A 25,423-nucleotide genomic window follows, 5' to 3' on the forward strand; every position below is an offset into this window, starting at 1 on the left:
ACCGTAGCGGGACGGGCACCGGGTTTGCCCGGGGTACTGACGAGGTCGCGGATCAGGGCCAGCTTGTTCTGCGCCGCGGCATTGGAGGAATCCAGTTGCAGGGCCTTGTCGTAGGCCTGGCTGGCCAGCTTGGCGTAAACATCGCCCAGGTTCTCGTAGGCGATGGCGTAGGAAGGATGGGTACGGATCGCCATTTCCAGCGCCGTGCGGGCCCGGTCATATTGCTTTTGCTGGGCGTAGAGCACGGCCAGGTTGTTATAGGGTTCGGGCAGTTCCGGGTAGTCTTCGGTCAGCTTGGTGAACAGGGCGATGGCATCGTTGGGGCGGTTCATCTCGGTGAGGATCAGGCCCTTGAGAAAGCGGCCCTGGGCATCCTTTGGCCGGGTTTCGAGGTAGGCATCCACCTTTTCCAGGGCCTGGGGGTACTGGCCCTGCCGGATCAGGCGCTGGACTTCCGGCAGATTATCGGCGAGGGCAGGAGCAGCAGCGCAGAGGGCTGCACTCAGGCACAGGGCCTGGAGCGTGCGACGCAGTTTGGAGCGATCAGAGGTGGCCATTGCTAGTGCTATACTTCGCTGAGATTCAGGACACCGGATTCTACCAACTTTTTTTTGTTAATCTCAAAATTTGAGTTCAGGCCGCTTTTCCGCCGGGACTGCTGACCCCCCATCCCCCTATGCTCACCATTTTCAATTCCCTGAAGCGGGAAAAGCAGGTTTTTACCCCCATTGAGCCGGGTAAAGTCAAGATGTATGTCTGCGGCATGACCGTGTATGACTACTGCCACCTGGGCCATGCCCGGGTGATGGTTTCCTTCGATGCCATTTATCGGTGGCTCAAGGCCAGTGGCTATGAGGTGACCTATGTGCGCAACATCACCGACATCGACGACAAGATCATTCGCCGAGCTGCAGAAAACGGGGAGCCCATCGAGGCGCTGACAAACCGCTTCATTGCGGCCATGCATGAAGATGCGGCGGCCCTGGGAGTGCAAACGCCCGACCACGAACCCCGGGCCACCGGGTTCGTGCCCCAGATGCAGGAATTGATCCGCCGTCTGGAGGCGAACGGCCTGGCTTACCGGGCGATTGACGGGGACGTGAATTACGCGGTGCGCAAGTTTGAAGGCTACGGCAAGCTGTCCGGCAAGTCCTTGGATGACCTGCGCGCCGGGGAGCGGGTCGAGGTGGATACGACCAAACATGATCCGCTTGATTTCGTGCTCTGGAAACATGCCAAGCCCGGCGAGCCGGCCTGGCCCTCGCCCTGGGGTGAGGGCCGTCCGGGCTGGCATATCGAGTGTTCCGCCATGAGTTGCCAGTTGCTGGGCAAGCATTTCGACATCCATGGGGGCGGGCAGGACCTGCAGTTTCCCCATCACGAGAACGAGATTGCCCAGTCCGAGGGGGCTTATGGCGGCCCCTTCGTCAATTACTGGATGCACAACGGCTTCGTGCGGGTCGACAACGAGAAGATGTCCAAATCCCTGGGCAATTTCTTCACCATCCGCGACGTGCTCAAGGCATACGATCCCGAAGTGGTGCGCTTCTTCATCCTGCGTGCGCACTACCGTAGCCCCCTCAATCATTCCGATGCTCATTTGAACGATGCGCGGGCCAGTCTGGATACGCTCTACTTCACCTTACGGGATGTTCCCCCCGTTGAAACCGATGCTGCGATCGACTGGACCCAGCCTTTTGCTGCCCGTTTCAAGGCCGCCATGGATGACGATTTCGATACCCATGGGGCCATTGCCGTACTCTTTGAACTGGCCCATGAGGCCCGGCGTGGTACGGACGGCAAGTTGTCCGCCCTCCTGAAACGGCTGGGCGGGGTGCTGGGCCTGCTGGATCGTGCGCCTCTGGAATACCTGCGCGCTCCGGTGGGAGAAGCCGGCATGTCCGAGGCCAGGATCGAAGCCCTGATCGCCCAGCGCATTGCCGCCAAGCAGGCCCGTGATTTTGCCGGGGCCGACCGGCTGCGGGAACAATTGAAGGCAGCCGGCATCGTGCTGGAGGATGGCCCTCAGGGAACCACCTGGCGCCGGGCCTGACCGCTTTGCGGCCGAGGCCGCAGCAGAAAACAAACGGCCCGCGCGAAGCGGGCCGGGGATGCTCGGCAGGGCAAAGGGCGTCAGCGCAGGATCTTGCCATTGCTGCCGATCACCGTCAGTTCCACGAAGCGGGAGCCGGTGCGGTCGTCCGGCCCGTAGCTGACCCGGTAGCCCCCCATGTCCTGATGGTTCATGGCCTCCAGGGCGGCCGCCAGTTTTTCCCGCGTGAGCTCACGGCCGGCCCGGCGCAGGCCTTCCGCCATTACTTTGGTGGTGATGTAAGCCTCGATGCCGTAGTAGGAGTATTTGCCATTTTTGCCGATGAGGCGCTGATATTCCCGCACGGCGGGGGTGGTGTCGTTCCAGGGATAGGGCATCACCTGGGAGATACCGATGCCCCGGGCCTCGTCACCTAGTTCGGCCACCAGCTGCTCGGCGCCGACGGGAGAGACGGTCATGAACATCGGATTCTGGCCGTTTTGCTTCATCTGCCGCACAAAGGCGGCAGTGGGCTTATAGAGGGTGATCATCACGACAGCCTGGGGGGTGACCTTGGAAATGGCCTGGACGGCCTGGGTCACATCGAGCGAGTTCCGTTCCACGGTACCCACGGCAGAGGGAGCTAGATTGACCTTTTTCAGGGCGGCGGTGACGCCATCCAGCCCGGATTTGCCGAAACCGTCATTCTGGTAGAACACGGCAATGTTCTTCAGGCCCAGGGACGCGAGCTGACTGACGATCACTTCAGTTTCGTCGGCATAGCTGGCGCGTACATTGAACAGGTAGCGGTTGTTGGGGTTGACCGATGGCTTTTCCCGGAGGGTCTGGGCGCCGGAGATGGTGCCCACCAGAGGCACCCTGGCAGGACCGAATCCATCGTTCATGGCCTGGGTGGTGGGGCTGGAGCCGTAATAGCCAAGCAGCGCAAAAACCTGCTTGTCATTGATCAGGGTGCGGGTGTTGGACACGGTACGGTCGGTTTCGTAGCCGTCGTCGAGCACCTCGAGTTTCAGCTGGCGGCCATGGATGCCGCCATTCTTGTTGATCTGGGCGAAACAGGCACTGATGACCTCACGCATTTCGATGCCGTAGGCGCCGTTGGGGCCGCTCAAGGGGGCGGACATGCCCAGGGTGATGCTGCTGTCAGTGACCCCGGGTTCGGCGCCAGCCAGGGCAGACCACGCCATCAGGCAGGTGGCTGCGATACGTTTCCAGAACATCATCCCTGGCTCCTGTGGTGATTATCGGGGGATTCTAACAGCCCCGGGTGGGAGGGCAAGTCCCGGCCCCGGCCCCGCTTGGCCATGAGTCATCACGAGAAAAAAGGCGGGTTGCCCCGCCCTTGTGATCAACTGGCAAAAAAGTCCCGCACTTTGTCCATCCAGGACTGGGCCCTGGGGTTGTGCTTGCCATCGTTGTTTCGTGAGCTTTCTTCCAGTTCCCGGAGCAGTTCCTTCTGGCGCTCCGTCAGGTTGACGGGGGTTTCCACCACCACATGGCAGAGCAGATCGCCCTGAGTGTGGCTGCGCACGCCCTTGATGCCCTTGCCGCGCAGGCGGAAGACCCGGCCGGATTGGGTTTCACCCGGGATCCTGATGCTTGCGGCGCCATCTAGCGTCGGAATCTCGATTTCGCCACCGAGCGCTGCCGTGGTGAAGGAAATCGGCATTTCGCAATGCAGGTCATTGTGATCCCGGGTGAAGACGGGGTGGGGCTTGAGGTGGATCTGCACATACAGGTCTCCCGGCGGGCCGCCATTGACGCCGTGCTCCCCTTCGCCGGCGAGCCGGATGCGATCTCCTTCATCCACTCCGGCGGGAATTTTCACGACCAGGGTCTTGTGCTGCTTGACCCGTCCCGCGCCGTGACAGGCACTGCAGGGCTCGGCAATGAAGCGACCGCTGCCATGGCACTTGGGGCAGGTCTGCTGGATGGAGAAGAAACCCTGTTGCATGCGCACCTGACCTGAGCCGCCGCAGGTGGGGCAGGTGGTGGGCTGGGTGCCGGGCTTGGCGCCGGAGCCGTGACAGGGTTCGCAGACCTCCATGGTGGGGATGCGGATCTTGGTCTCAGTGCCGTGGGCGGCCTGCTCCAGACTGATTTCCAGGTTGTAGCGCAGGTCGGCGCCTCGGTAGATGTTGGAACGGCTACCGCCACCACTGCCGCTGCGCCCCCCGAAGATTTCATCAAAGATGCCGCCGAAAGCGTCGGAGAAGTTGCTGAACCCCGCCCCACCTCCGCCGCCGAAGCCGGCCTGGGGATCCACGCCGGCATGGCCATACTGGTCATAGGCCGCCCGCTTCTGGGTATCCGAGAGGATCTCGTAGGCTTCCTTGGCTTCCTTGAATCGCTCTTCGGTGGCAGGGTTGTCCGGATTGCGGTCCGGATGGTATTTCATGGCCAGCTTGCGGTAGGCCTTCTTGATTTCGTCGTCGCTTGCATCGCGATTGACGCCGAGTATTTCGTAGAAATCTTTTTTGGACATGGTTCAGTCGACAGTCGTGGGTTATGAGTCGAGAGAGGAGTCGAGAGAGGAGTCGAGAGAGGGAGAGTTGAACGGGGAGGGGAGAGTGCGGGCTTGTTGCACCCGACTCTCCCCTCTCGACTCCCGGCTTGGACCGCTTACTTCTTGTCCTTGTTGACCTCGGTGAACTCGGCATCGACGACATCGCCCTCCACGGTCTTCTCGCCTTGGGGCTGGGCACCGGCATTGCTCGTGGCGGCACCTTCGGCCTGCTGCTGAGCATACATCTTCTCGCCCAGCTTCTGGGCGGCTTGAGACAAGACTTCAGTTTTGGCGGAGATTTCTTCCTTGTCATTGCCGCGGATGGCATCTTCCACCGCCTTGATGGCGGCTTCGATCTTTTCCTTCTCGCCGGCTTCCAGTTTGTCGCCGTATTCGGTCAGCGACTTCCTGACCATGTGCACCATGCTGTCTGCCTGGTTGCGGACTTCTGCCAGTTCGTGGGCCTTCCTGTCTTCATCGGCGTGCAGCTCGGCGTCCTTCACCATGGCCTGGATTTCTGCCTCGGACAGGCCGGAATTGGCCTTGATGGTGATCTTGTTTTCCTTGCCGGTCCCCTTGTCCTTGCCGGTCACGTGCAGGATGCCGTTGGCGTCGATGTCGAAGGTCACCTCGATCTGGGGCAAGCCGCGCGGGGCGGGAGGAATACCTTCCAGGTTGAACTGGCCGAGGCTCTTGTTGCCGGAGGCCATCTCGCGCTCACCCTGGAGCACATGGATGGTGACAGCCGACTGGTTGTCGTCGGCGGTGGAGAATACCTGGCTGGCCTTGGTGGGGATGGTGGTGTTCTTCTGGATCAGCTTGGTCATGACGCCGCCCAGGGTCTCGATGCCCAGGGACAAGGGAGTCACGTCGAGCAGCAGCACATCCTTCACCTCGCCTTGCAGCACGCCGCCCTGGATGGCCGCGCCAATGGCCACGGCTTCGTCCGGGTTCACGTCCTTGCGGGGTTCCTTGCCGAAGAATTCCTTGACCTTTTCCTGGACCTTGGGCATGCGCGACTGCCCCCCCACCAGGATCACATCGTCGATGTCGGTGATCTTGAGGCCGGCATCCTTCAGAGCCACCTTGCAGGGCTCGATGGTACGGTTCACCAGCTCATCCACCAGGGATTCGAACTTGGCCCGGGTGATCTTGATGGCCAGGTGCTTGGGACCCGAGGCATCGGCGGTGATGTAAGGCAGATTCACCTCGGTCTGCTGGCTGGAGGAGAGCTCGATCTTGGCTTTTTCGGCGGCTTCCTTGAGGCGCTGCAGGGCCAGCACGTCCTTCTTCAGGTCCACGCCGGCTTCCTTGCGGAATTCCTCGATGATGTAGTCGATCAGGCGCTGGTCGAAGTCTTCGCCGCCCAGGAAGGTGTCACCGTTGGTGGACAGCACTTCGAACTGCTTTTCGCCATCGACGTCGGCGATTTCGATGATGGAGATGTCGAAGGTACCACCGCCCAGGTCATAGACGGCGATCTTCCTGTCCTTGCCGGCCGCCTTGTCCATGCCGAAAGCCAGCGCCGCAGCAGTCGGCTCGTTGATGATGCGCTTCACATCCAGGCCGGCGATGCGGCCGGCGTCCTTGGTGGCCTGGCGCTGGCTGTCGTTGAAGTAGGCCGGCACGGTGATGACGGCTTCGGTGACTTCTTCGCCGAGGTAGTCTTCGGCGGTCTTCTTCATCTTGCGCAGCACCTCGGCTGAAACCTGGGGCGGGGCGATCTTCTTGCCGCGCACTTCCACCCAGGCATCGCCGTTGTCGGCCTTGACGATCTTGTAGGGCATCAGGGAGATGTCCTTTTGTACTTCCTTCTCTTCGAAGCGGCGGCCAATCAGGCGCTTGACGGCATACAGGGTGTTCTTGGGGTTGGTGACGGACTGGCGCTTGGCGGGGGCGCCGACCAGAATCTCGCCGTCTTCGGTGTAGGCTACGATGGATGGTGTGGTACGTGCGCCTTCGGAGTTTTCAATGACCTTGGCCTGGCCGCCTTCCATGACGGCGACGCAGCTGTTGGTGGTGCCGAGGTCGATACCGATGATCTTGCCCATGTTCAAATCCTTTCAGTGGTGTGAGCCGCTTTCTTGACAGGCGGCAGCACGAGGTCAAAACAAAATTTTCTACTTGTCAGGTAGGGGTGTTTCCCGGGATTTCAAGCGTCCTTGCCTCTGGCGATCATCACCAGGGCGGGACGCAGCACCCGATCGGCGATCAGGTAGCCCTTCTGCAGCACATGTACCACGGTGTTGGCTTCCTGTCCGGATTCCACCATGCCCATGGCCTGGTGCTGGTGGGGGTCGAATTTCTGGCCGACCGGATCGATCTCCTTGATACCGGAATGTTCGAAGGCGGAAACCAGTTGCTTCAGGGTCAGCTCCACCCCCCCGCGCAGATCTTCCACGGTTTGCTTGTCGCTCGCCAGGGCTGCCTCCAGGCTGTCCTTGACCGCCAGCAGTTCGCTGGCAAATTTCTCGATACCAAACTTGTGGGCCTTGGCGATGTCTTCCTGAGCGCGGCGCCGTACATTCTCGGTTTCGGCCTTGGCGCGCAGCCAGGCGTCGTGATGTTCGGCGGCCTTGATCTCCAGTTCGCGCAATTGTTCTTCCTGGCTGGGAAGAACATCGGTATGGCTGCTCTCGACTGGGGTCGTTTGCTGGGTTTCCGGGGGGGTCTGGGTTTCTTCCGTCATGGTGGGTTCTCCTGATGATTTTCCGTTTATGGGGGCGAAACACGGGTTTTCAAGACTTTGTTTGATTTTGCTGGTTTCTGCTAGCATCCCTGCATGGCGAGGTCTGGAACAGCATGGAAAGCATCGGAAAATATCGCGTGATACGGGAGTTGGGGAAGGGGGCCACTGCCGTGGTCTATCTTTGCCAGGACCCGGATGAAGATCGCCAGGTAGCGGTCAAACTCGTGCGTTTCGAGCACGACAATGCCGCCATGTCGCGTCGCCTGCGCAAGTTGTTCCAGACCGAACTGGGCATCGCCCGCCGTCTCGATCATCCGAATATCGTCAAGGTTTTCGATGCGGTGGTTGAGACCGATCAAGCCTATATCGTCATGGAGTATGTGGATGGGGTGTCGCTTGAGGACTTTTGCCGCATCGACCGGCTGCTGCCCCTGCACCGGGTGATCGGCATCATCTTCAAATGCTGTCTGGCGCTCGATCATGCCTATCGCCACGGGGTGATCCATCGCGACATCAAGCCCGCCAACATCCTGCTCGATAAAAATGACAATCCCAAGATTGCCGATTTTGGTCTGGCCATCAACATCCACAAGGACATGGACCGGGATTCCACCTTCGTCATGGGGGTCGGGTCGCCGGCCTACATGTCTCCCGAGCAGGTCAAGGGTTACCCCCTCAATCAGAAAACCGATCTTTATTCCTTGGGCGTGCTGCTGTTCCAGATGCTGACCGGGCGTCTGCCCTTTCGCGCCAGGAATCCTGCCACCCTGGTGTACAAGATCGTGAATATGGATACCCCGGTGATTTCCCGGCTCAATCCCAATTTACCCGAGGGGCTCGATGCCATCATCAAGAAGGCCCTGGAGAAAGACCTCTACAGCCGCTACCGGAACGGTGCCGAATTTGCCAAGGATCTCTCCACCGTGCGCTACCAGATTGTCAGTGATGAGGAGCCCGAAGTGCGGGACACGCGGTATTTCGAAATGCTGCGCAAGCTGGAATTCTTCCTCGAATTCGAGAACGTGGAACTGTGGGAAATCCTGCGCTCCGCGATATGGCGGCAGGTGGAACGTAACGTGACCCTCTTTGCCGAAGGAGATTCGGACCGCCGTTTCGGCATCCTGGTCCGGGGCTGCGTCGAAGTCTCCCTGAGAGGGCGGGTGCTGACCCGGCTCGATGCCGGGGAGGTGGTGGGGGAGATGGCCTACCTTCATGCCGCAGACGGCAAGCGTCATTCCACGGTGGTCACCCTCGAACCCTGCCTGTTCCTGGAGATCAGCGGCGCGGCGCTGGCCTTGTCCTCGGAGGAAGTGCAAGAGCGCATGCAAAAGGCCTTGACGGCCAAGGTCATCGAACGCTTGCGGCAGGCCAACGAGCGTCTGGCCCCTCAGGGACCGGCGGCCACCCAGGGCAGCGGTCCGCCTCCGGCCGGAGGTCTCGATCTGGAACTGCTGCCCATGTAATCGGGTTCTGCTGACGGGTTCTGGTGCGCGCTAGACCTTGAAGCGGCCGACGGTCCGCTGCAGGTTGTCGGCCAGGTCCTTGAGGTCGTCGGCGGCGGTGGCCGTCTCTTCCACGGCGCTGGTGTTGTCCCGGGCCATGCTGGCGATGGCTTCGATGTTTTCCACGACTTCGCCAGAAACGCGCCGCTGCTGGTCGGTGGCCAGGGCGATGGTATCGAGCCCCTCGCCCACTTCCTTGACCGAGCCATTGGTGGCCTGCAGGATGTCGGCGACCGTATGCACCGACTCCTGGCTGCTGGAGAGGTGTGACAGTCCCTCGTGAATCGCCTTCCTGACCGCTGCCGATTGTGAGGTGAGTCGTTCGGTGATGGCGTCGATTTCACCTGCGGAGTGGGAGGATTTTTCCGCCAGTTTCTTGACCTCGTCGGCCACGACGGCGAAGCCACGGCCCTGTTCGCCGGCCCGGGCCGCTTCGATGGCGGCGTTGAGGGCCAGCAGGTTGGTCTGATCGGCGATGTCCTTGACTTCCTGGGTCATGGCGTTGATGGCTTCGGTGTTGCGCACGAATTCATTGACCGACTCGGCCATCTGCTTGACGGCCGATTCCACCACGTCCATTTCGGTGAGCAGTTCGCTCAGGCTACGGTTGCCGGCCTGGGCCCGGTCGAGGGATTCCTGGGACTGGTGCTGGACCTGCTCCGCGCTCTGGGCGATGGAGGAAATGCTGCTGACCAGTTGCTCGATGGCGGCAGCGGCCTGGATGGATTTCTCGTCCTGGCGGTGGGAACTGTCGGCGACCCGGGTGGCGCTGCTGGAAAGGTCGTGGGCCTTGGCCGAGACCTGCTGGGCGGCGGTGCTGACCTGGCGTATCAGCTGATTGAAGTTTTCCATCATCTGGTTGAAGACCTGGGCGGTCTGGCCGATTTCGTCCCCGCCTTTGACCTCGAGCCGGCGGGTCAGGTCGCCTTCGCCGCTGGCGATGTCCATCAGGCCACGCTTGAGATCTTCCATGGGCTGGGTGACGAAGTGGTGGGTGAGCCAGTAGATGACGAAAAGGAGCAGCAGGCTGACCAGGAAGGCGGCGCCTGCCATCTTGAGGCGCATGGCCGAGACGGCGGTTTCGACGGAATCCAGAGAGATCCTCATGCTCACGATGCCGAGGGGGGTGCCTTCGGGAACCTGATGGCAGGCGATGCAGTCCTTGCCGAGGTAGTTGTGGCTGGCGGCGGTGGGGTTGATGACGCGCAGGGCGTGGTGGCCGTCCAGGCTTTCCACCGCCACGTAGGGCTTGCCCGTGGCCAGCACCTGCGCTTCGACGGGGTCCAGGGCCCGGGTGGACTTGGTGTCGGGGCCGAAGAGTTTGACGACGGCCTCGCTGCGCGCCACGTGCAGATCCTTGATGATGGAGAGCTGCTTGATCTGGTCGAGAAAGACTTCCCGCTGGCCGACCGTGCCGGTGATCATCATGCCGGTGAGGCCGGCCATGGTCATCTCGTGAATGCTCTGGGCGAAATCCGAGGCTTGATGGATGGCGGTGCTGCGGTTTTCCCTGCTTTCCCAGGTGATCAGCCCCGCCCAGGCGATGACCAGCACCAGCCAGATGGCGGCGGTCAGGCGAATCCAGATCTTCCAGTCACTGATCCGTTTCATCATGTGTCCTCGTCTCCCACGGATATCGATTGCAGCTTGCTCCGCCAGGAGAACCATGCAGGACCAGCTGATTTTCAGACTGCCAAGTCTATCTTCTGTATTGTGCCAGCCTCACCTGTTTCTTGCAAAAATATCCCGGTATTTTGGATTTGGCCCTGAAGTTGGTTGTTTGTGTCCTTGACGGCAAAGGGAGTGGCAACCCGGGCCAGGCTGATGGCGCCGACATTGGCTTCCTGCAAGGTGCTCAGATCGTCCTGCCCCTGGCTGTTCTTGCGCCAGACTTGCAAATCCCGATAGGCGCTGTCGTTCTCGTCGATCCAGCCATTGCGGTCGTCATCCAGGGCAGCGAGTTCCTTGAAACCGTCTCCGGTCAGGGCGCCGAACATTTCCCGGCCATTGTTGATGGCCCCGTCGCCATTGCGGTCGAACACCAGGAAGCCGCTGCCTGACTTCACAAAATTGATGGAATCCTTCTGGCCATCCGCATCCAGGTCAAATTCAAAGCGGGTGTCGGTGAGCTGGGCGGCCTGGCCGCTGAAATTGAGGACCAGAGGATCTTTCACGACGGCATCGCCCAGGCGCAGGCTGATATCGCTTGTTTCGGCGTAACTGCGGGACATGGTCATTTCCAGCTGAAAGGCGATTTCTCGTCCATCCCCGGTTTTGATCAGGCCCCGGGCTGCGAAAGTGGTGCTTTCTGTTTCTGAATAGGATTCATGGCGCTCGTATTCCACCCCAAACCCTGCAGGGCGGTTGGCATTTTCCGGATTGGCCTGTGCGGTTTCTTCTCCTTCCACCTGCAACTCTTCCGGGTTGAACAGGCGTACTTTGCGGCCCGTCAGCATTTCAATGACGGAACGGATCAGGACGAGCTTGGGGTCATTCTCCACTTCACTTTCCTGGCTCTGGACAGCGTTGGCTGTCTCGCTTTCCAGTTGTTGTGCCTGTCTGGCGGCAGGTGAGATGACTACCGGGGGCAGGGCGGCCCGGGGCGGATTTTGTGGTTCCCCTGCAAAACCGGGGCGGCGAGGCCCCACCCACATCTTGACGGACTCCTGAACCTGGTGTTCCTGAGTGGCCATGTGGCTGGATGCCATCTGCAGATTGGCGCTGGCGATTTTCATGGCAGCATCCTCCAAAGGTGATAACTCCATGAGTCTTTAACGGCCTGGTTAAAAAAGACTTGAGGAGCTGCCACGCAGGATCGTGGGGGCGATCTGATTGAAGGCTTAGCTGGAAGCCCCCAGGGCGCGGGCCCGGTTGGCGGTTTCCACCCGCTCGACGGCGGGAGGCGGGGAGAGGGGCCAGCCGGCCAGGTGGCTTTCCACCAAGTCGGTGAGGGCGTGAATCCAGGCCGGTTTTGCGTTGAGCGCGGGGATGTAGTGGTATTCCTTGCCGCCGGCGGCGAGAAAGTCCTGCTGGCCTTCCCTGGCGATTTCTTCCAGGGTCTCCAGGCAGTCGGCCACGAAGCCGGGGCAGATCACGTCCACCCGGCGGACTCCCTGGTGTCCCCACTCGGCCAGGGTTGGCGCGGTGTAGGGCTGCAGCCATTCGGCCTTGCCGAAGCGGGACTGGAAAGAGATCTGGTATTGCTCACGGGACAGGTTCAGGCGTTCGGCCAGCAGGCGTCCGGTTTTCTGGCACTCGCAGTAATAAGGATCGCCCAGGTCCAGGCTGCGCCGGGGCAGGCCGTGGAAGCTGATGAGCAGGCGGGTGCCGTCGTCGGGCCGGCCATGGGCGCGCCAGTGCTGGCGCACACTGTCCTCCAGGGCGCCGAGATAGCCCGGGTGGTCATGGAAGTTGCGGATGGTGCGCAGTTCCGGCTGGTTGCGTGTTTTCTGGAACCAGTCAAACACCATGTCCAGGGCGGTGGCGGTGGTGCTGGCGGCATACTGGGGGTACATGGGCAGCACCAGAATGCGTTGCACATTCCCGGCTTTCATCTTGCCGAGTGTCCGTTCCACATCCGGGGCGCCGTAGCGCATGGCCCAGGCTACCTGGGCCTGGATACCCCGTTCGCCCAGATAGCCCTGCAGCAAGCGGGCCTGCTGTTCGGTGTGGGTGCGCAGCGGGGAGCCCTGCCTGGTCCAGACGGTTGCGTATTTGGCGGCAGATTTTTTCGGGCGGGTGTTGAGGATGATGCCATTCAAGACGGGCCACCAGAGCAGCCGGGGGATTTCCACCACCCGCGGGTCGGAGAGGAACTGCTTCAGGTAGGTCCTGACCGAACGGGGGGTGGGGGCTTCCGGGGTACCCAGGTTGATGAGCAGGATGCCGATGGCGGGCGGCTGGTCGTGGTGATGCGGGGGTTCGGGCAGGAATCTGCTCATGTTCATTTTCCGATTTGGCTGCTCAGGGCACTGGAGAGGAGTTTGGCAGTGATATCCACAATCGGGATGACCCGTTCGTAGGGCATGCGGGTGGGGCCGATGACGCCCAGGGAGCCCACCACCTGGCCGTCTACTTCATAGGGGGCGGTGATGACGCTGCATTCGTCCAGAGGGGCGAGGCCGGATTCGCCGCCGATGAAGATCTGGATGCCTTCGGCCTTGTGGGAGTGTTCCAGCAGCCCCATGAGGCCGGAGCGGTGCTCGAACAGGTCGAACAGTTCCCGCAGCCGCTTCATGTTGGAGGAAAGATCGTCTACGTCCAGCAGATTGCGCTCGCCCGTAATCACGCAGGCCTGGGGATCGGCGGAGAGGGCTTCGTCGCTGGCGGTCAGGGCGGCTTGCATCAATTCCTGCATGTCCTGATGCAGTTGCTTCAACTCGTCACGAATCCGGTGACGGATCTGCTCGAAGTCCAGACCGGCAAAATTCTGGTTCAGGTAATTGGCGGCTTCCACCAGTTCCGACGAGTTGTAGGCCTGCTCGGTAAACAGGATGCGGTTTTGCACGTCCCCGTCGGAGGTGACGAGAATCAGCAGGATGCGTTTTTCCGAAAGGCTGAGAAACTCGATCTGCCGGATTCTCGGGGAACTGCGCCGGGGTGTGGCTACCACGCCGGCAAAGTGGGTGAGCTGCGAGAGCAGCTGGGAGGCATTGGCAATCAGTTGCTGAGGCCGGTCGGGGCGCAGGGATTCGCCGATTTCCATGATCTGCCGCTGTTCCAGGGGGCGCACCGTGAGCAGGTTGTCCACGAACAGGCGATAGCCCCGGGGAGTCGGTACCCGCCCGGCCGAGGTGTGGGGGCTGGATACAAAGCCAGCCTCTTCGAGGTCCGCCATCACATTGCGGATGGTGGCAGGAGAGAGTTCGAGGCTCGAAAATTTTGACAGGGCCCGCGAGCCCACGGGGGCGCCCTCGGCAATGTAATGCTCAATCAGCGTTTTTAGCAGGGAGCGGGAGCGATCATCAAGCATGGCGCGATTGTACGAAAAAAGCAGGGCGGCGGGAGTGCGCCGTTGCAGCGGGTTTTATGCTTAAATCCGTTTCCATGAATTTCCCCTTTCATTCCCTGCATTCACCGCGCACCATCGCCCTGGTCGGCAAATATCAGAGCCGCGAGATGGGCGATGCCCTGATCGAGCTGGCCGAGTTCCTGCACGAGCGGGGCGTCGTGGTGTTCATCGAGCGGGAAACGGCCGAGAACATGAACCGGGAAGCCGCCTTGAATCGCTGGGTGATCTGCGGCTTCAATGACATTGGCGCCCATGCCGATGTGGCCATCGTGCTGGGCGGGGATGGCACCATGCTCAATGCCGCCCGCCGCCTGGCCCGCTACAAGGTGCCCCTGGTGGGGGTGAATCAGGGGCGGCTGGGATTCATGACCGACATCGCCCGATGTGACATGCTGAGCTGCATGGAGGACCTGCTCGATGGGCGCTTCCAGCCCGAAGCGCGCATGTTGCTGGATGCGGAGGTGGTGCGGGGCGGCAAGGAAATCGCCACCAACATGGCCTTGAACGACATCGTGGTGGACAAGGGCGCCATCGGCCGGATGATCGAGTGCGAGCTGTTCATCAACGGCGAATTCATCTACAACCTGCGTTCCGACGGCCTGATCTTTTCCACGCCAACCGGGTCCACTGCCTATTCCCTGTCGGCCAACGGGCCGATCCTGCATCCCACCCTGACCGGCATCGCCCTGGTTCCCCTGTGTCCCCATGCACTCACCAACAGGCCGGTAATCGTGGATGACCGGGTGGAGATTGAACTCATCATCAACCATGCGGACGATCCCCGGGTGCACTTCGATGGCCAGCTCACCCTCAATCTGCAACGGGGCGACGCAATCCGCCTGCGCCGCTCTGATTACTCCATCTGTTTCCTGCATCCCCCCGGATACAGCTATTTCGCCATGCTGCGCCAGAAGCTCCAGTGGAGCGAGCGGCCCAGGGGACATTGATGCTCGTCCATCTTGCCGTTCGTGATTTCGTCATTGTCGATCGCCTGGAACTGGATTTTTCCCAGGGCTTTGGAGCGCTGACCGGGGAGACCGGAGCCGGCAAGTCCATCCTTATCGACGCCCTGGCCCTGACGCTGGGCGAACGGGCCGATCCCGGGGTCGTCCGTTCCGGCAAGGAAAAGGCCGAGGTCTCCGCCACGTTCGATGTCGCCGCCCAGGAAGAGGTGCGGGCCTGGTTGGCCGCCCAGGACCTGGAGTCCGGGGATGAACTGATCCTGCGCCGGGTGGTGGACGCCGGCGGGCGCTCCCGTGCCTATATCAATGGCAGCCCCTGTACTGTGCAGCAATTGCGGGAAGTAGGGGAGTTCCTCGTGGACATCCATGGCCAGCATGCCCACCAGTCCCTGTTGCGGGCCGATGCGCAGCGCGCTTTGCTGGATGCCCATGGGGGGCTGCTCGATCTGGGACGGCAGGTGAGCCAGGCCTGGAAGGAGTGGCGCCAGTTGCAGGGGCTGCTTGAAGCGGCCCGGGCCGGCAGCGAGGCCAGCAGCCGGGAGCGTGAGATGCTGCTGTGGCAGATTCAGGAACTTGAGCAACTGGGTTTCACCGCCCGGGAATGGGGGGAACTGGAAGTCGAACAGCGTCTGCTGGCCCATGGGGCCGGCCTGATGGAAGGGGCTCAGTACGTGCTGGCCGCCCTGGCGGATGGCGAGGGGGCTTGCGAGTCCCTGGTCGCCGGGGTGGTGGACCGCCTCCAGGATATGGCGCAGCTAGACCCGGAATTGAACGAGACGGCGGCCCTATTGCAGTCGGTGCAGGCCGAGCTTTCAGAAGCCGTGACGGCCTTGCGCCGCTATTCCGACCGGGTGGACCTGGACCCGGCCCGGCTGGCGGAGGTGGAGCAGCGCATGGAGGCGGTGCTGGGGCTGGCCCGCAAGCACCGGGTGGCGCCGGAAGATTTGCCCGTGCTCCTGGAGGAGTGGCGGGAGCGGCTGGAGAAACTGCAGGCGGTTGCCGATGTGGATGCCCTGGAGGCTAGGTCCGGGGTGGCTCGGGAAAACTTCCTGAGCCTCGCCCGGCGTCTTTCCGCGGGCCGCCGGCAGGTAGCTGCGTCCCTGTCCCGGGCGGTGAGCGAGCAGATGCGGGATCTGGCCCTGGGTTCGGGGCATTTCGAAGCCGGGCTGCTGGACCTGGAGGAAGGCTCGGCCCACGGCCTGGAGTCCGTCGAGTTCCGGGTCGGCGGGCTGGCGGCCAGCGATGCCCGACCCCTGGCCAAGGTGGCATCCGGCGGCGAACTGTCCCGCATCAGTCTGGCGCTCCAGGTGGTCACTTCCAGAAATGCCAGCGTCCCTACCCTGATCTTTGACGAGGTGGATGTGGGGATTGGCGGGGGCGTGGCAGAAATCGTCGGACGCCTGTTGCACCAGCTGGGTCGGGAACGTCAGGTCCTGTGCGTCACCCACCTTCCCCAGGTGGCCGCCCGGGCGGACTGGCACTGGCAGGTGAGCAAATCCTCCCGGGATGGTCAGGTAATCAGCCGTATCGAGCCCCTGGAGGGGGAACGGCGGGTGGAAGAAGTGGCGCGCATGCTGGGCGGGGTGGAAATTACCCCAACCACGCGCAGCCACGCCCGGGAGCTCCTGCTGGGGGCTTGATTCATCTGGGTTTTTGCCAGGAAGCACTAAAATGAAAGCATGATCAGCCTGTTCAAGGTGTTGCAAGGTGTTGTCTTTCGTATCCGCTGCTGCGTCTGGCTATCCAGCCTTCTTTGCCCCGGAGGCCGGAGCGGCGCGTCGTGCTGGAGCGCCCGATGAAGTCTCGTCCAGGCAGTCTCTTTCGGAAGAGGAACAGCGCCAGGTAGCCGAGTTGCAGAAGGTCGACCGGAAGGTGCGGCAGCACGAGCAGATGCACATGGCGGCCGGTGGCGGGCTGGTGACTTCCGGGCCATCCTACCGCTATACCCGGGGACCCGATGGCAAGTCTTACGCTGTCGGTGGAGAGGTGGGGATTGATACCTCGGAGGCATCCTCTCCTGAAGCCACCCTGGGGAAGGCGCGGCAGATACGGGCTGCGGCCCTGGCGCCACCGGATCCTTCTGCCCAGGACCGGCAGGTCGCGGCGCTGGCGGCGCAGATGGAAATGAGGGCCCTGCAGGAACTGGCGCGCCAGGGTCAGGAGGCGCAGCCGCTACAAGCGAGCGGGCTCACACAAGCGGGCAAGGAATGGCTTCAGAAAGGCTTGCAGGCTTATCAAGTGCAGGGGGAGTCGGCGTCCGGGAAAAAAACCGGGCTGTCGCTCTATGCCTGACCCCGCCCAAATGGAACGGGTGGGCGGTCAAAGCGGAGTTTTGCGCGGTTTCCTGTCCGGAGTGTCCTGCTTGTGAGCGCAGTGGGTCTTGGTGCAACTGGCGTACAGGTAGAGTGCGTGTTCCTGGATTTCGAAGCCGCGTTCTTCTGCAACCTTTTTCTGGCGGCGTTCAATTTCGGCATCGTAGAATTCCTCGACCCGGCCGCAATCGGTGCACACCAGGTGGTCATGGTGGTTCCCCTCATTCGTTTCGAAAACGGCCTTGCCGGACTCGAAGAAATGGCGTTCCAGCAGCCCGGCTTGTTCAAACTGGGTCAGAACCCGATATACGGTAGCCAGGCCGATATCCAGGCCTTCGGCCATCAAGAGGCGATATACATCTTCGGCGCCGAGGTGGCGCACTTCGCTTTTTTCAAATAATTCGAGGATCTTGAGGCGAGGTAGGGTGGCCTTGAGGCCTATTTCCCGAAGATTGTGCGAATGAGGCATGGGGCTTTCCTGAGGATTTACGCCGCAGGGCGGGCGTCGTATTTCGGTTATGATATAACGCTTGGTAAACCTTTCAAACTGATCCTTTCGCCAGCCATGGCTCAAAAATCCATATTAATCGCAGGGTTGATCGCGTTTTCCCTCGCGGCCTGTTCCAATGTGCCCCGCATCGTGACCGAGTACCGGATCGATGTGCAGCAGGGCAATGTGCTGACTCAGGAAATGGTCTCCCAGTTGCGCCCCGGCCTCACCCGGGATCAGGTGCGCTTCATTCTGGGAACCCCCTTGTTGACCGACATTTTTCATGCCGAACGCTGGGATTACGTTTTCCGTCTTCAGGATGGGGTGACCAACGAAGTCACGTCCCGCAATTTTTCGGTCTTCTTTGATGCAAATGGCCTGCTGACCAGCGTCAAGGGAGATGTGGATGTGGCTACGGTAGCGGAGCTGACCGCACCGGTGGCGCGTACCCAGCTGGTGGATCTGGGCTCGCTGGGGGCTGATGCTCAACCTTTGCCGCCGCCCGTCGATGAAAAAGGCTTTCTGGGCCGCATGATGGAAACTCTGGGCTTGTAAATCCATGAAAAAAACCCGCATCGGAATTGTTGGTGCATCGGGCCGCATGGGCCGGATGCTGATCGAAGCCACGCTCAAGGATGAGCGTGCTCAGTTGGGGGCCGCGTTTGATCGGCCCGGCAGCCTTGCCCTGGGGCGGGATGCTGCCGAACTGGCCGGGCTGCCCGACTGCGGCGTCCTGGTGACGGATGACGTGGTCACGGGGCTGAAGGCCTGTGATTGCCTGATCGACTTCACCCGGCCCGAAGGCACCCTGAGGCATCTGGCCCTTTGTGAGCAGCACGGAGTTGCCATGGTGATCGGCACCACGGGCATGGATGAGGCCGCCAAGGCCCGCATTGCCCAGGCAGCCGGGCGCATCCCCGTGGTCTTTGCACCCAATATGGCCGTCGGAGTCAATCTGCTGTTCAAGTTGCTGGATACGGCGGCGCGGATTCTCGAAAAAGGCTATGACGTGGAGATCGTCGAGGCCCATCACCGGATGAAGGTGGATGCGCCTTCCGGCACGGCACTACGCCTGGGCGAAGTGGTGGCCCAGGCGCAGGGACGCAAGCTTTCCGAATGCGCCGTCTATGGCCGTGAAGGCCATACCGGCGAGCGGGATGCGCAGACCATCGGCTTTGCCACGGTGCGGGGCGGTGACATTGTCGGGGATCACACGGTGATGTTCTGCGGGCTGGGGGAGCGGGTGGAAATCTCCCACAAGGCGGGCAGCCGCATGCCCTACGCCCTGGGGAGTCTGCGCGCAGCGCACTTCCTGGCCGGCCGTGAGCACGGCCTGTTCGACATGCAGGACGTGCTGGGTCTGCGCTGACCTGGGCGGCCTCCTTGCTGAAAAATTCCGTAAACCACGCCTGGCCATGGTTTTCCGGCATTTTCCGGTGTCAGACGGGTATTTTCCAATTCCGGCAGATGCTCTACCATGCCCCGGAAGTCATTACATCCGATCAACGAGTCCAGAGAGGGGCTAGTCATGCAGGTACGGGAAATTCTGCGCGTCAAGGGGGCATCCCTTTATACGGCCAGCAGTGAGCAGTCGCTCGCCAGCGCTGTGGATTTGATGGCCCGCCTGGATGCGGGCTCGCTGGTGGTCATGGAGGGAGAGAAAATGGCCGGGATGCTGACCTTCCGTGAGGTGCTCGCTGCAATTGCCGCTCATGGGGGTTCGACCGACGGGCTCGAGGTGGGCGAGGTGATGGTCAGGGACCCGGTGACCGTGGCGCCCACGGTGGAAGCCAATGATCTGCGCCGCTTGATGATCGAAAAGCACATGCGTTACCTGCCGGTCACCGACGGGGAGCAGTTGCTGGGCGTCATTTCCTTCCTGGATGTGGCCAAGGCCGTGCTGGAAGAACAGGGCTTCGAGAACAAGATGCTCAAGAGCTACATCAAGAACTGGCCCGAGGGCACCGCAACCGCCTGAAATGCCAGCCATGTCACCCGGGCTGGCGTGGATGAGGGCGCCGGGCCTGGAGGGCTGGCGCCGATCCTTTTCTCATGAGGATGAAGTTCGAGCCGCAGGCGCGGCCAGGGCCGCGAGCTGGGCGTGGCGATAGCAGGCCAGCAGATGGTCGTTGACCATGCCCGCCGACTGCATGAAGGCATAGCAGATGGTGGGCCCCACGAACTTGAAACCGGCCTTGCCCAGCGCCTTGGCCATGGCCTCTGACTCGGGCGTCACGGCGGGAACCTGGGCCATGCTTTCCCAGTGGTTCTGGATCGGCTTGCCGTCCACGAACTGCCAGAGGAAATCGCTGAAGGACAGGCCCGCCTCCACCAGCTTCAGATAGGCCCGGGCATTGCCGATCGCGGCCGTCAGCTTGGCGCGGTTGCGCACGATGCCCGGGTCGGCAAGCAGGGCCTCGAACTGCGCCGCACCGAAGGCGGCCATCCGGTATGGATCGAAACCGGCGAAGGCGCGCCGGTAAGCCTCCCGCTTTTTCAGGATGGTGGCCCAGGAGAGGCCGGCCTGGGCCCCTTCGAGGATCAGCAAGCCAAACAGGGCCCGGTCGTCCCGCAAGGGCACGCCCCACTCCTCGTCGTGGTAGCGCCGGTACAGCTCGAAGCCTTCGCACCAGGGGCAGCGCGGAAGGCTCATGCGGCCTTCCCGAGGGCGGACCGGGTCCGGCCGCTCAAAAAGATTCGCAACAGGCCAGAAAGGGCAAGCTTCATGAGGCAGGCTCTCTTATGGATTGGTGTTGTCGAGGTCGTGGCGCATCTCGCCGATACGGCCATCGACCACATCGGCGGGCATGCCCAGCAGCAGCATCACCTGCTCGGCCAGCCCCAGGGCTGCGGCAAAAGACTGCTGATAAATACGGACATTCGGCAGGACGCGCAAGGCCCGCGCTTCCGCCACTTGGGCGCAGGCAACCAGGACGGGCAATGCCGGATGGCGTTCGAAGACCGTCTGGGCAATGCGCAGGGCCGGCTGGAGGCGGGCAAAGGTCAGCACCACCAGGCGGGCCTGGGCCGATCCGGCCGCCATCAGGGTGTGCGGGCGGCTGGCATCGCCATAGCACACCGGGGCGCCCGCCGCCCGCGCCGCCTCGACCTGCTGATCGTCCGACTCCAGCAGCAGATGGGCGATGCCGGCCCGTTGCAGAGTCTTACTGACCATCAGCCCAAGCTCGCCGGCGCCGCAAATGATGACATGATCGCGCAGCGGCCCGGCTTGCGCGGCAATAGCTCCTTCTTCGGCCTGGGGCGGCGCAACGAGGCCGCTCCAGCGGCTCAAGGCGCTGGCCATCCAGTCATGGTGGCGGATCAGCAGCGGCGCCGCCGCCATGCTCAGCACCAGGGCCACCAGCATGGGCTGGACCACGGCGGCGGGTATCAGATGCTGCTGCAGGACCATGCCGAGCAACAGCAGCGCGAACTCGCCGCCATGGCCCAAGGCGATGCCCGCCCGCCAGGCATCGAGCGTTGACAGGCGGGCGGTACGCAGCGCCAGGTAGTTGAGCAGCATCTTGACGGGCATGAGGGCGAGCAGCCAGGCCAGGACGGCAAGTGGCGCCGCCACCACCTGCTGCAGGTCCAGTTGCAGGCCGATGGTCACGAAGAACAGGCCCGAGAGCACATCGCGAAAAGGCTTCAGGTGGTCTTCCATGTGGTGCCGGAAATCGCTTTCGCCCAGCACCATGCCGGCGAGAAAGGCCCCGAGCGCGGCGGACAGGCCGACGGCATGGGCAGAAGCGGCCGCCGCGACCACCACGCACAAGGAAACCAGCACGAACGATTCCTCATGGCCCTGCCGCGCCACCCAGCCCAGCAGCCCGTGCAGCAGGTGGCGCGAGGCGATGGCCGATACGGCGAACAGCGCCGGCACGCCGAGCACTTCGAGCAGCACCGCCTCGATTTCTGGCGCTTCGCCGCGGGCCCAGATCGCCAGCAGGGCCAGCAATGGCACGCTGCAGAGGTCCTGGAACACCAGCACGGCAATGGCGCTGCGGCCGTGACGGGTGGTGAGCTCACCCTGATCGGCCAGTTGCCGGCTGACCAGGGCCGTCGAAGACATCGCCGCTGCCGCGGCCAGCAGCCCGGCACTGCCAAGGGGCAGCCCGAGCCCGAACAACAGCAGGGTGAGCGGCACGCCGATCATCCCCATCTGCAGCGTGCCGGCCAGGAGCACGGTCTTGCGGGTGAGCCAGAAATGGCCGAGTGAGAATTCCAGCCCGACCATGAACAATAGCAGCGCCACCCCCAGTTCGGAGAGGAAATCGAGCGCCGCCCCCGGCTTGATCCAGGCCAAAAGCGAAGGCCCCAGCGCGGCGCCGACGGCGAGATAGCCGAGCAGGGTGGGCACGTTCAGCGCGGCAGCGAGCACCGCCGCCAGACTGCAGGCGGCGAGCAGGATGAGGGTCGTGCCCAGCAAATGGATCGTGCCCAGCAAATGGATCGTGCCCAGCAAATCCGGCATCGATCGGCATCACCCGGCCTGCGCCGTGGCCCAGCGCACGATGTCTGGCGCGCCCATGGCGCCCGCCTGGCGCGCGATCTCACGCCCGCCGCGGAACAAGGCCAGGGTCGGAATGCTGCGGATTCCAAACCGGGCGGCCAGGGAAGGTTCGGCTTCGGTGTTCACCTTGGCCAGCCTGAACTTCGGTTCGAGCAGGCGCGCCGCCTGTTCGAACTGGGGCGCCATCATCTTGCAGGGTCCGCACCACGGCGCCCAGAAATCGACGAGCAGGGGCAGGTCGCTCTGCTCCACCTGGCGCGCAAACGTCTGCTGGGTGAGTTCGATGGGTTTGCCAGTGAATAGCGGCTGCCGGCAACGGCCGCAATGGGGCTGCTCGGCGAGCCTGGCGGCGGGCACGCGGTTGAGGGCCTGGCAGTGCGGGCAGGGAATATGAACGATGTCACTCATCTTGCGACTCCTTTGTGGTCTCTGGCGCTGCACCCGCCGTCGGGACTGGCGTCTCCCGGGATTCGCGCTGGAGATCCTGGGTCAGTTGGCGGATGTCGTTTTCTTCCAGGGTTTCCCGCGCCAGCAACTCGCGCGCCGAGCGCTCCAGCACCGCGCGGTTGTTCTCGAGGATGCGGTAGGCCCGCTCGAACACTCCCATCACGATGTCGCGGATGGCCTGGTCGATGCGGGCCTGGGTCGATTCGGCCACCCGGCAGCCGCCCGGCGCGAGTTCGGGCGTATCGAGAAAACGTGGCCGCTGCGCCTCGTAGGCGACATAGCCCAGTCCCTCGTCCATGCCAAAGCGGGTGATCATGTCGCGGGCAATGTCGGTGGCCCGCGCCAGATCGTCCGCCGCGCCGGTAGAGAGCTCGCCAAACACCAGCTGCTCGGCGGCGCGCCCGCCCAGGAGCACGGCGATCTTGTGTTCCAGGTCGGTGCGCGTCATCAGGAAGCGGTCCTCGGTGGGGCGCTGCAGCGTGTAGCCGAGGGCGCCGATGCCGCGCGGAATGATCGAGATTTTGTGCACCGGATCACTGCCCGGCAGGGCCAGCGCCACCAGGGCATGGCCCATCTCGTGATAGGCCACGATTTCCCGCTCCTTCGGGTTGAGCAGGCGGTTCTTCTTTTCGAGGCCGGCGACGATGCGTTCGATGGCGGCGGTGAAGTCCTGCAGCTCGACGGCCGGGGCCTTGCGCCGGGTCGCGGCCAAGGCCGCTTCATTGACCAGGTTGGCGAGATCGGCGCCGGAAAAGCCGGTGGTGAGCGCCGCTACCTGTTCGAGATCGACAGTGCCGGCCAGCCGGATCTTCTTTACATGCACCTTGAGGATGTCGAGGCGGCCCTTCTTGTCGGGCCGATCCACCAGCACCTGGCGATCGAAGCGGCCGGCGCGCAGCAGCGCCTGATCGAGAATCTCCGGCCGGTTGGTGGCGGCGAGGATGATCAGCCCCACCGAGCTATCGAATCCGTCCATTTCGGTGAGCAACTGGTTGAGCGTCTGCTCGCGCTCGTCGTGGCCGCCGATCGGCCCGCCGACACCGCGCGCCCGGCCGAGTGCATCGAGCTCATCGATGAAGATGATGGCCGGGGCCAGGCCCCGGGCCTGCTCGAACAGGTCGCGCACCCGCGCCGCGCCGACGCCGACGAACATTTCGACGAATTCCGAGCCGGAAATGGAAAAAAACGGCACTCCGGCCTCCCCGGCGACGGCCTTGGCAAGGAGCGTCTTGCCGGTGCCGGGCGGGCCGACCAGCAGCACCCCCTTCGGAATCCGCGCGCCCAGACGGCCATAATCCTGCGGGTTCTTGAGGAAATCGACGATCTCGACCAGCTCGGCCTTGGCTTCATCGACGCCGGCGACATCGGCGAAGCTGACGCCGGTGTTCTTTTCCATGAAAACCTTGGCGTGGCTCTTGCCGATGCTCATGAAACCCCCCATGCCCTGTTTTTCCGCAAAGTGGCGGAACAGGAGGAACCAGATGCCGAAGAATGCCACGACCGGCAAGATCCACGACAGGATGTCCCTGAGCCAGGTGCTCTCCACCACCCGGGCGTAGGGCACGTCGTATTTCGACAGGCGTTCGGCCAGATCGGGTTCCATCCGGGTGGCGACGATGGTGGTCTTGCCCCGGCTATCGGGCGATTTCAGGCGCCCGGTGAGGGTGCGGTCCGACACCCACACTTCGGCGATGCGCCCGGCGGCCAGCGCTTTCTCGAATTCGCTGTAGGGCACGGCTTCGACGGTCCTTGCCGCTTGCCAGTAGTTCTGCAGCGTCAACAGCAAGAAGAAGGCGACGATCCAGTAAGCGATGTTCCATTGATCTTTCTTTTCCATGACCGGGGTTCCTCGAAGTGCGAGTCGCTAGAAAACGGGCGGCCGCTTGGCCGGCTGTCTGGCTGGGTTCCTGACCATGGCGGCCGGCCTTGAAGGCGCGCGATGACGGGCTGGCGCAACTTGCCCCAGCCCGTCGTTTTGCGACTTCGTGCGAGCGAAGCTTTCCGGGTCAGTGCTCGATCGGAATCAAACGACCCTGTTTCGATGCGCTGACTGCGCGCTTGTCCATGGTGATCGTCAGCACCCCGTTTTTGAAAACGGCCTTGATCGAATCCTGGTCGGCATCCTCAGGCAGGTTCAGGGCGCGCTGGAAGCTGCCGTAGGCGCGTTCCACCCGATGAAAGCCGCCTTCATCCTGTTCTTGCTCCTGGCGCTTTTCCCCGCGCACCAGCAGAACTTCGTCATCGACCGTGATCTGGATGTCCTTTTCCTCGACGCCGGGGACCTCCAGGGTGATCTTGTACTGCTTGTCGGTTTCGTGGATATCGAGCGCCGGCTTCAGCATGCCGGCCCATTCGGACGGCAAGGGGGAAAGCCCTGGCACCGAAAGCCCAAATCCGCGAAACGTATCATCGAACAGACGCTCCATCTCGCGATGCAGTTGCAGGATCGGGCTGACCGCCCCGCTCGTTGCCGGCGTGCGCTGCACCGGCAACGCGCTCGATGCGGTTTGCCGCTCTTCCTGCTCCTTCTTGAACCAGTTCCAGGGAGCCCACTTCTTGAGATCAAGATCCATGTCATACCTCCAGAATTTAAAACATCATTCAATCCGTCTCGCCTGCGGCAGAAGAATGTTGCGCGCCGGCGAGACGGCATTCTAAAGCGGTTTTTGCAGCTTCTATCCTTGCATTACCTCCTTTCTTCCGGCCCTGTTTTCTTCCTGCCTATCTCGGGGCAGGTCATCAAAACCGGATCAAAAAGGCAGGACCCGGCACAGCAGGGCAGGGATGCCTTTCTTCCGGCCCCAGGGCATCCTCGTAACCTCGGAAGCCTTTGCCGATATTGAGGTAATGAGGGCAGAAATCAAGAGCCGGGCGGCATCCGGATCAACTTCCTCTGCGGCTGCCGCGGCGGGAATGTCATTGATGGCCGGGGCCGGGG

Annotated in this window: 24 protein-coding genes; 8 read left to right on the forward strand and 16 right to left on the reverse strand. The window is 62.5% G+C overall.

Annotated features, from left to right (window positions below; translation table 11 throughout):
* Window positions 1-557: tetratricopeptide repeat protein (locus tag WBH99_RS12940; RefSeq protein WP_424220505.1), on the reverse strand; the 557-nt coding region annotated here is incomplete at its 3' end.
* A gap of 119 nt (window positions 558-676) precedes the next feature.
* Here WBH99_RS12940 and cysS point away from each other — a divergent pair.
* Window positions 677-2,053: a cysteine--tRNA ligase gene (cysS, locus tag WBH99_RS12945; protein ID WP_424220506.1), complete on the forward strand. Its 1,377-nt coding sequence runs from the start codon at window positions 677-679 to the stop codon at window positions 2,051-2,053.
* An 80-nt stretch (window positions 2,054-2,133) separates the two neighbouring features.
* Here the strand turns inward: cysS and WBH99_RS12950 are convergent, their stop codons facing one another.
* The 4 genes from WBH99_RS12950 to grpE form a co-directional block, all read right to left on the reverse strand.
* Window positions 2,134-3,276, reverse strand: coding sequence for an ABC transporter substrate-binding protein (locus WBH99_RS12950; protein ID WP_424220507.1), 1,143 nt, complete (start codon window positions 3,274-3,276; stop codon window positions 2,134-2,136).
* 125 nt (window positions 3,277-3,401) lie between these two features.
* Entirely contained in the window at window positions 3,402-4,538 is a 1,137-nt protein-coding gene (gene dnaJ, locus WBH99_RS12955) for a molecular chaperone DnaJ (RefSeq protein ID WP_424220508.1), read from the reverse strand.
* Window positions 4,539-4,675: 137 nt separating this feature from the next.
* On the reverse strand, window positions 4,676-6,610 hold the full coding sequence (gene dnaK, locus WBH99_RS12960) for a molecular chaperone DnaK (protein WP_424220509.1): 1,935 nt from the start codon (window positions 6,608-6,610) through the stop codon (window positions 4,676-4,678).
* Between the two features lie 101 nt (window positions 6,611-6,711).
* A complete protein-coding gene (gene grpE / locus WBH99_RS12965; RefSeq protein WP_424220510.1) occupies window positions 6,712-7,248 on the reverse strand; it encodes a nucleotide exchange factor GrpE in 537 nt (178 codons plus the stop codon).
* A 113-nt stretch (window positions 7,249-7,361) separates the two neighbouring features.
* Between grpE and WBH99_RS12970 the strand changes: the two genes are divergently transcribed.
* The gene (locus WBH99_RS12970) at window positions 7,362-8,711 is read left to right on the forward strand and encodes a protein kinase domain-containing protein (RefSeq protein WP_424220511.1); all 1,350 of its coding nucleotides are present in this window, start codon (window positions 7,362-7,364) and stop codon (window positions 8,709-8,711) included.
* A 30-nt stretch (window positions 8,712-8,741) separates the two neighbouring features.
* Here the strand turns inward: WBH99_RS12970 and WBH99_RS12975 are convergent, their stop codons facing one another.
* From WBH99_RS12975 to hrcA, 4 genes are all read right to left on the reverse strand, one after another.
* Window positions 8,742-10,364 carry a methyl-accepting chemotaxis protein gene (locus tag WBH99_RS12975; protein ID WP_424220512.1) on the reverse strand — a complete coding sequence of 541 codons (1,623 nt, stop codon included), beginning with the start codon at window positions 10,362-10,364 and terminating at the stop codon, window positions 8,742-8,744.
* Window positions 10,365-10,435: 71 nt separating this feature from the next.
* The gene (locus tag WBH99_RS12980; protein WP_424220513.1) at window positions 10,436-11,485 is read right to left on the reverse strand and encodes a VCBS repeat-containing protein; all 1,050 of its coding nucleotides are present in this window, start codon (window positions 11,483-11,485) and stop codon (window positions 10,436-10,438) included.
* Window positions 11,486-11,590: 105 nt separating this feature from the next.
* Window positions 11,591-12,691, reverse strand: coding sequence for a ferrochelatase (gene hemH, locus WBH99_RS12985; protein ID WP_424220514.1), 1,101 nt, complete (start codon window positions 12,689-12,691; stop codon window positions 11,591-11,593).
* Between the two features lie 2 nt (window positions 12,692-12,693).
* Window positions 12,694-13,722, reverse strand: coding sequence for a heat-inducible transcriptional repressor HrcA (gene hrcA / locus WBH99_RS12990; RefSeq protein ID WP_424220515.1), 1,029 nt, complete (start codon window positions 13,720-13,722; stop codon window positions 12,694-12,696).
* A gap of 74 nt (window positions 13,723-13,796) precedes the next feature.
* On the opposite strand from hrcA, the gene WBH99_RS12995 reads away from it, so the two are divergent.
* From WBH99_RS12995 to WBH99_RS13005, 3 genes are all read left to right on the forward strand, one after another.
* Window positions 13,797-14,708 carry an NAD kinase gene (locus WBH99_RS12995; protein WP_424220516.1) on the forward strand — a complete coding sequence of 304 codons (912 nt, stop codon included), beginning with the start codon at window positions 13,797-13,799 and terminating at the stop codon, window positions 14,706-14,708.
* The gene (gene recN, locus WBH99_RS13000) at window positions 14,708-16,363 is read left to right on the forward strand and encodes a DNA repair protein RecN (protein ID WP_424220517.1); all 1,656 of its coding nucleotides are present in this window, start codon (window positions 14,708-14,710) and stop codon (window positions 16,361-16,363) included. Before WBH99_RS12995 ends, recN begins: the two co-directional genes overlap by 1 nt.
* A gap of 70 nt (window positions 16,364-16,433) precedes the next feature.
* The gene (locus WBH99_RS13005) at window positions 16,434-17,015 is read left to right on the forward strand and encodes a putative metalloprotease CJM1_0395 family protein (RefSeq protein ID WP_424220518.1); all 582 of its coding nucleotides are present in this window, start codon (window positions 16,434-16,436) and stop codon (window positions 17,013-17,015) included.
* A gap of 27 nt (window positions 17,016-17,042) precedes the next feature.
* Here WBH99_RS13005 and fur read toward each other — a convergent pair whose 3' ends face one another.
* On the reverse strand, window positions 17,043-17,504 hold the full coding sequence (gene fur, locus WBH99_RS13010; RefSeq protein ID WP_424220519.1) for a ferric iron uptake transcriptional regulator: 462 nt from the start codon (window positions 17,502-17,504) through the stop codon (window positions 17,043-17,045).
* A gap of 96 nt (window positions 17,505-17,600) precedes the next feature.
* Between fur and WBH99_RS13015 the strand changes: the two genes are divergently transcribed.
* The 3 genes from WBH99_RS13015 to WBH99_RS13025 all read left to right on the forward strand — a co-directional run bounded on the left by WBH99_RS13015 (window position 17,601) and on the right by WBH99_RS13025 (window position 19,503).
* On the forward strand, window positions 17,601-18,080 hold the full coding sequence (locus WBH99_RS13015; protein ID WP_424220520.1) for an outer membrane protein assembly factor BamE: 480 nt from the start codon (window positions 17,601-17,603) through the stop codon (window positions 18,078-18,080).
* 4 nt (window positions 18,081-18,084) lie between these two features.
* A complete protein-coding gene (dapB, locus tag WBH99_RS13020) occupies window positions 18,085-18,894 on the forward strand; it encodes a 4-hydroxy-tetrahydrodipicolinate reductase (RefSeq protein WP_424220521.1) in 810 nt (269 codons plus the stop codon).
* Window positions 18,895-19,053: 159 nt separating this feature from the next.
* The gene (locus WBH99_RS13025) at window positions 19,054-19,503 is read left to right on the forward strand and encodes a CBS domain-containing protein (RefSeq protein ID WP_424220522.1); all 450 of its coding nucleotides are present in this window, start codon (window positions 19,054-19,056) and stop codon (window positions 19,501-19,503) included.
* 72 nt (window positions 19,504-19,575) lie between these two features.
* On the opposite strand, the gene WBH99_RS13030 is transcribed toward WBH99_RS13025, so the two are convergent.
* From WBH99_RS13030 to WBH99_RS13055, 6 genes are all read right to left on the reverse strand, one after another.
* A complete protein-coding gene (locus WBH99_RS13030; RefSeq protein WP_424220523.1) occupies window positions 19,576-20,178 on the reverse strand; it encodes a DNA-3-methyladenine glycosylase I in 603 nt (200 codons plus the stop codon).
* Between the two features lie 87 nt (window positions 20,179-20,265).
* On the reverse strand, window positions 20,266-21,999 hold the full coding sequence (locus tag WBH99_RS13035) for a cation:proton antiporter (RefSeq protein ID WP_424220524.1): 1,734 nt from the start codon (window positions 21,997-21,999) through the stop codon (window positions 20,266-20,268).
* Window positions 22,000-22,008: 9 nt separating this feature from the next.
* Window positions 22,009-22,446, reverse strand: a complete 438-nt coding sequence (gene trxC, locus WBH99_RS13040) for a thioredoxin TrxC (protein WP_424220525.1) — start codon at window positions 22,444-22,446, stop codon at window positions 22,009-22,011.
* Entirely contained in the window at window positions 22,439-24,322 is a 1,884-nt protein-coding gene (gene ftsH / locus WBH99_RS13045; RefSeq protein WP_424220526.1) for an ATP-dependent zinc metalloprotease FtsH, read from the reverse strand. Before ftsH ends, trxC begins: the two co-directional genes overlap by 8 nt.
* A 169-nt stretch (window positions 24,323-24,491) precedes the next feature.
* Window positions 24,492-25,058 (reverse strand): Hsp20/alpha crystallin family protein, encoded by a 567-nt coding sequence (locus WBH99_RS13050; RefSeq protein ID WP_424220527.1) that lies wholly within the window; start codon window positions 25,056-25,058, stop codon window positions 24,492-24,494.
* A 177-nt stretch (window positions 25,059-25,235) separates the two neighbouring features.
* On the reverse strand, window positions 25,236-25,423 hold a 188-nt coding region (locus tag WBH99_RS13055; RefSeq protein WP_424220528.1), incomplete at its 5' end, for a hypothetical protein.

The sequence above is a fragment of the Azovibrio sp. genome (assembly GCF_049658005.1).
Classification (GTDB): domain Bacteria; phylum Pseudomonadota; class Gammaproteobacteria; order Burkholderiales; family Rhodocyclaceae; genus Azovibrio.

Coding starts and splice junctions, on each gene's coding strand:
- cysS (WP_424220506.1), top strand. CDS start 677: ATGCTCACCATTTTCAATTCCCTGAAGCGGGAAAAGCAGGTTTTTACC.
- WBH99_RS12950 (WP_424220507.1), bottom strand. CDS start 3,276: ATGATGTTCTGGAAACGTATCGCAGCCACCTGCCTGATGGCGTGGTCT.
- dnaJ (WP_424220508.1), bottom strand. CDS start 4,538: ATGTCCAAAAAAGATTTCTACGAAATACTCGGCGTCAATCGCGATGCA.
- dnaK (WP_424220509.1), bottom strand. CDS start 6,610: ATGGGCAAGATCATCGGTATCGACCTCGGCACCACCAACAGCTGCGTC.
- grpE (WP_424220510.1), bottom strand. CDS start 7,248: ATGACGGAAGAAACCCAGACCCCCCCGGAAACCCAGCAAACGACCCCA.
- WBH99_RS12970 (WP_424220511.1), top strand. CDS start 7,362: ATGGAAAGCATCGGAAAATATCGCGTGATACGGGAGTTGGGGAAGGGG.
- WBH99_RS12975 (WP_424220512.1), bottom strand. CDS start 10,364: ATGATGAAACGGATCAGTGACTGGAAGATCTGGATTCGCCTGACCGCC.
- WBH99_RS12980 (WP_424220513.1), bottom strand. CDS start 11,485: ATGAAAATCGCCAGCGCCAATCTGCAGATGGCATCCAGCCACATGGCC.
- hemH (WP_424220514.1), bottom strand. CDS start 12,691: ATGAGCAGATTCCTGCCCGAACCCCCGCATCACCACGACCAGCCGCCC.
- hrcA (WP_424220515.1), bottom strand. CDS start 13,722: ATGCTTGATGATCGCTCCCGCTCCCTGCTAAAAACGCTGATTGAGCAT.
- WBH99_RS12995 (WP_424220516.1), top strand. CDS start 13,797: ATGAATTTCCCCTTTCATTCCCTGCATTCACCGCGCACCATCGCCCTG.
- recN (WP_424220517.1), top strand. CDS start 14,708: ATGCTCGTCCATCTTGCCGTTCGTGATTTCGTCATTGTCGATCGCCTG.
- fur (WP_424220519.1), bottom strand. CDS start 17,504: ATGCCTCATTCGCACAATCTTCGGGAAATAGGCCTCAAGGCCACCCTA.
- WBH99_RS13015 (WP_424220520.1), top strand. CDS start 17,601: ATGGCTCAAAAATCCATATTAATCGCAGGGTTGATCGCGTTTTCCCTC.
- dapB (WP_424220521.1), top strand. CDS start 18,085: ATGAAAAAAACCCGCATCGGAATTGTTGGTGCATCGGGCCGCATGGGC.
- WBH99_RS13025 (WP_424220522.1), top strand. CDS start 19,054: ATGCAGGTACGGGAAATTCTGCGCGTCAAGGGGGCATCCCTTTATACG.
- WBH99_RS13030 (WP_424220523.1), bottom strand. CDS start 20,178: ATGAGCCTTCCGCGCTGCCCCTGGTGCGAAGGCTTCGAGCTGTACCGG.
- WBH99_RS13035 (WP_424220524.1), bottom strand. CDS start 21,999: ATGCCGGATTTGCTGGGCACGATCCATTTGCTGGGCACGATCCATTTG.
- trxC (WP_424220525.1), bottom strand. CDS start 22,446: ATGAGTGACATCGTTCATATTCCCTGCCCGCACTGCCAGGCCCTCAAC.
- ftsH (WP_424220526.1), bottom strand. CDS start 24,322: ATGGAAAAGAAAGATCAATGGAACATCGCTTACTGGATCGTCGCCTTC.
- WBH99_RS13050 (WP_424220527.1), bottom strand. CDS start 25,058: ATGGATCTTGATCTCAAGAAGTGGGCTCCCTGGAACTGGTTCAAGAAG.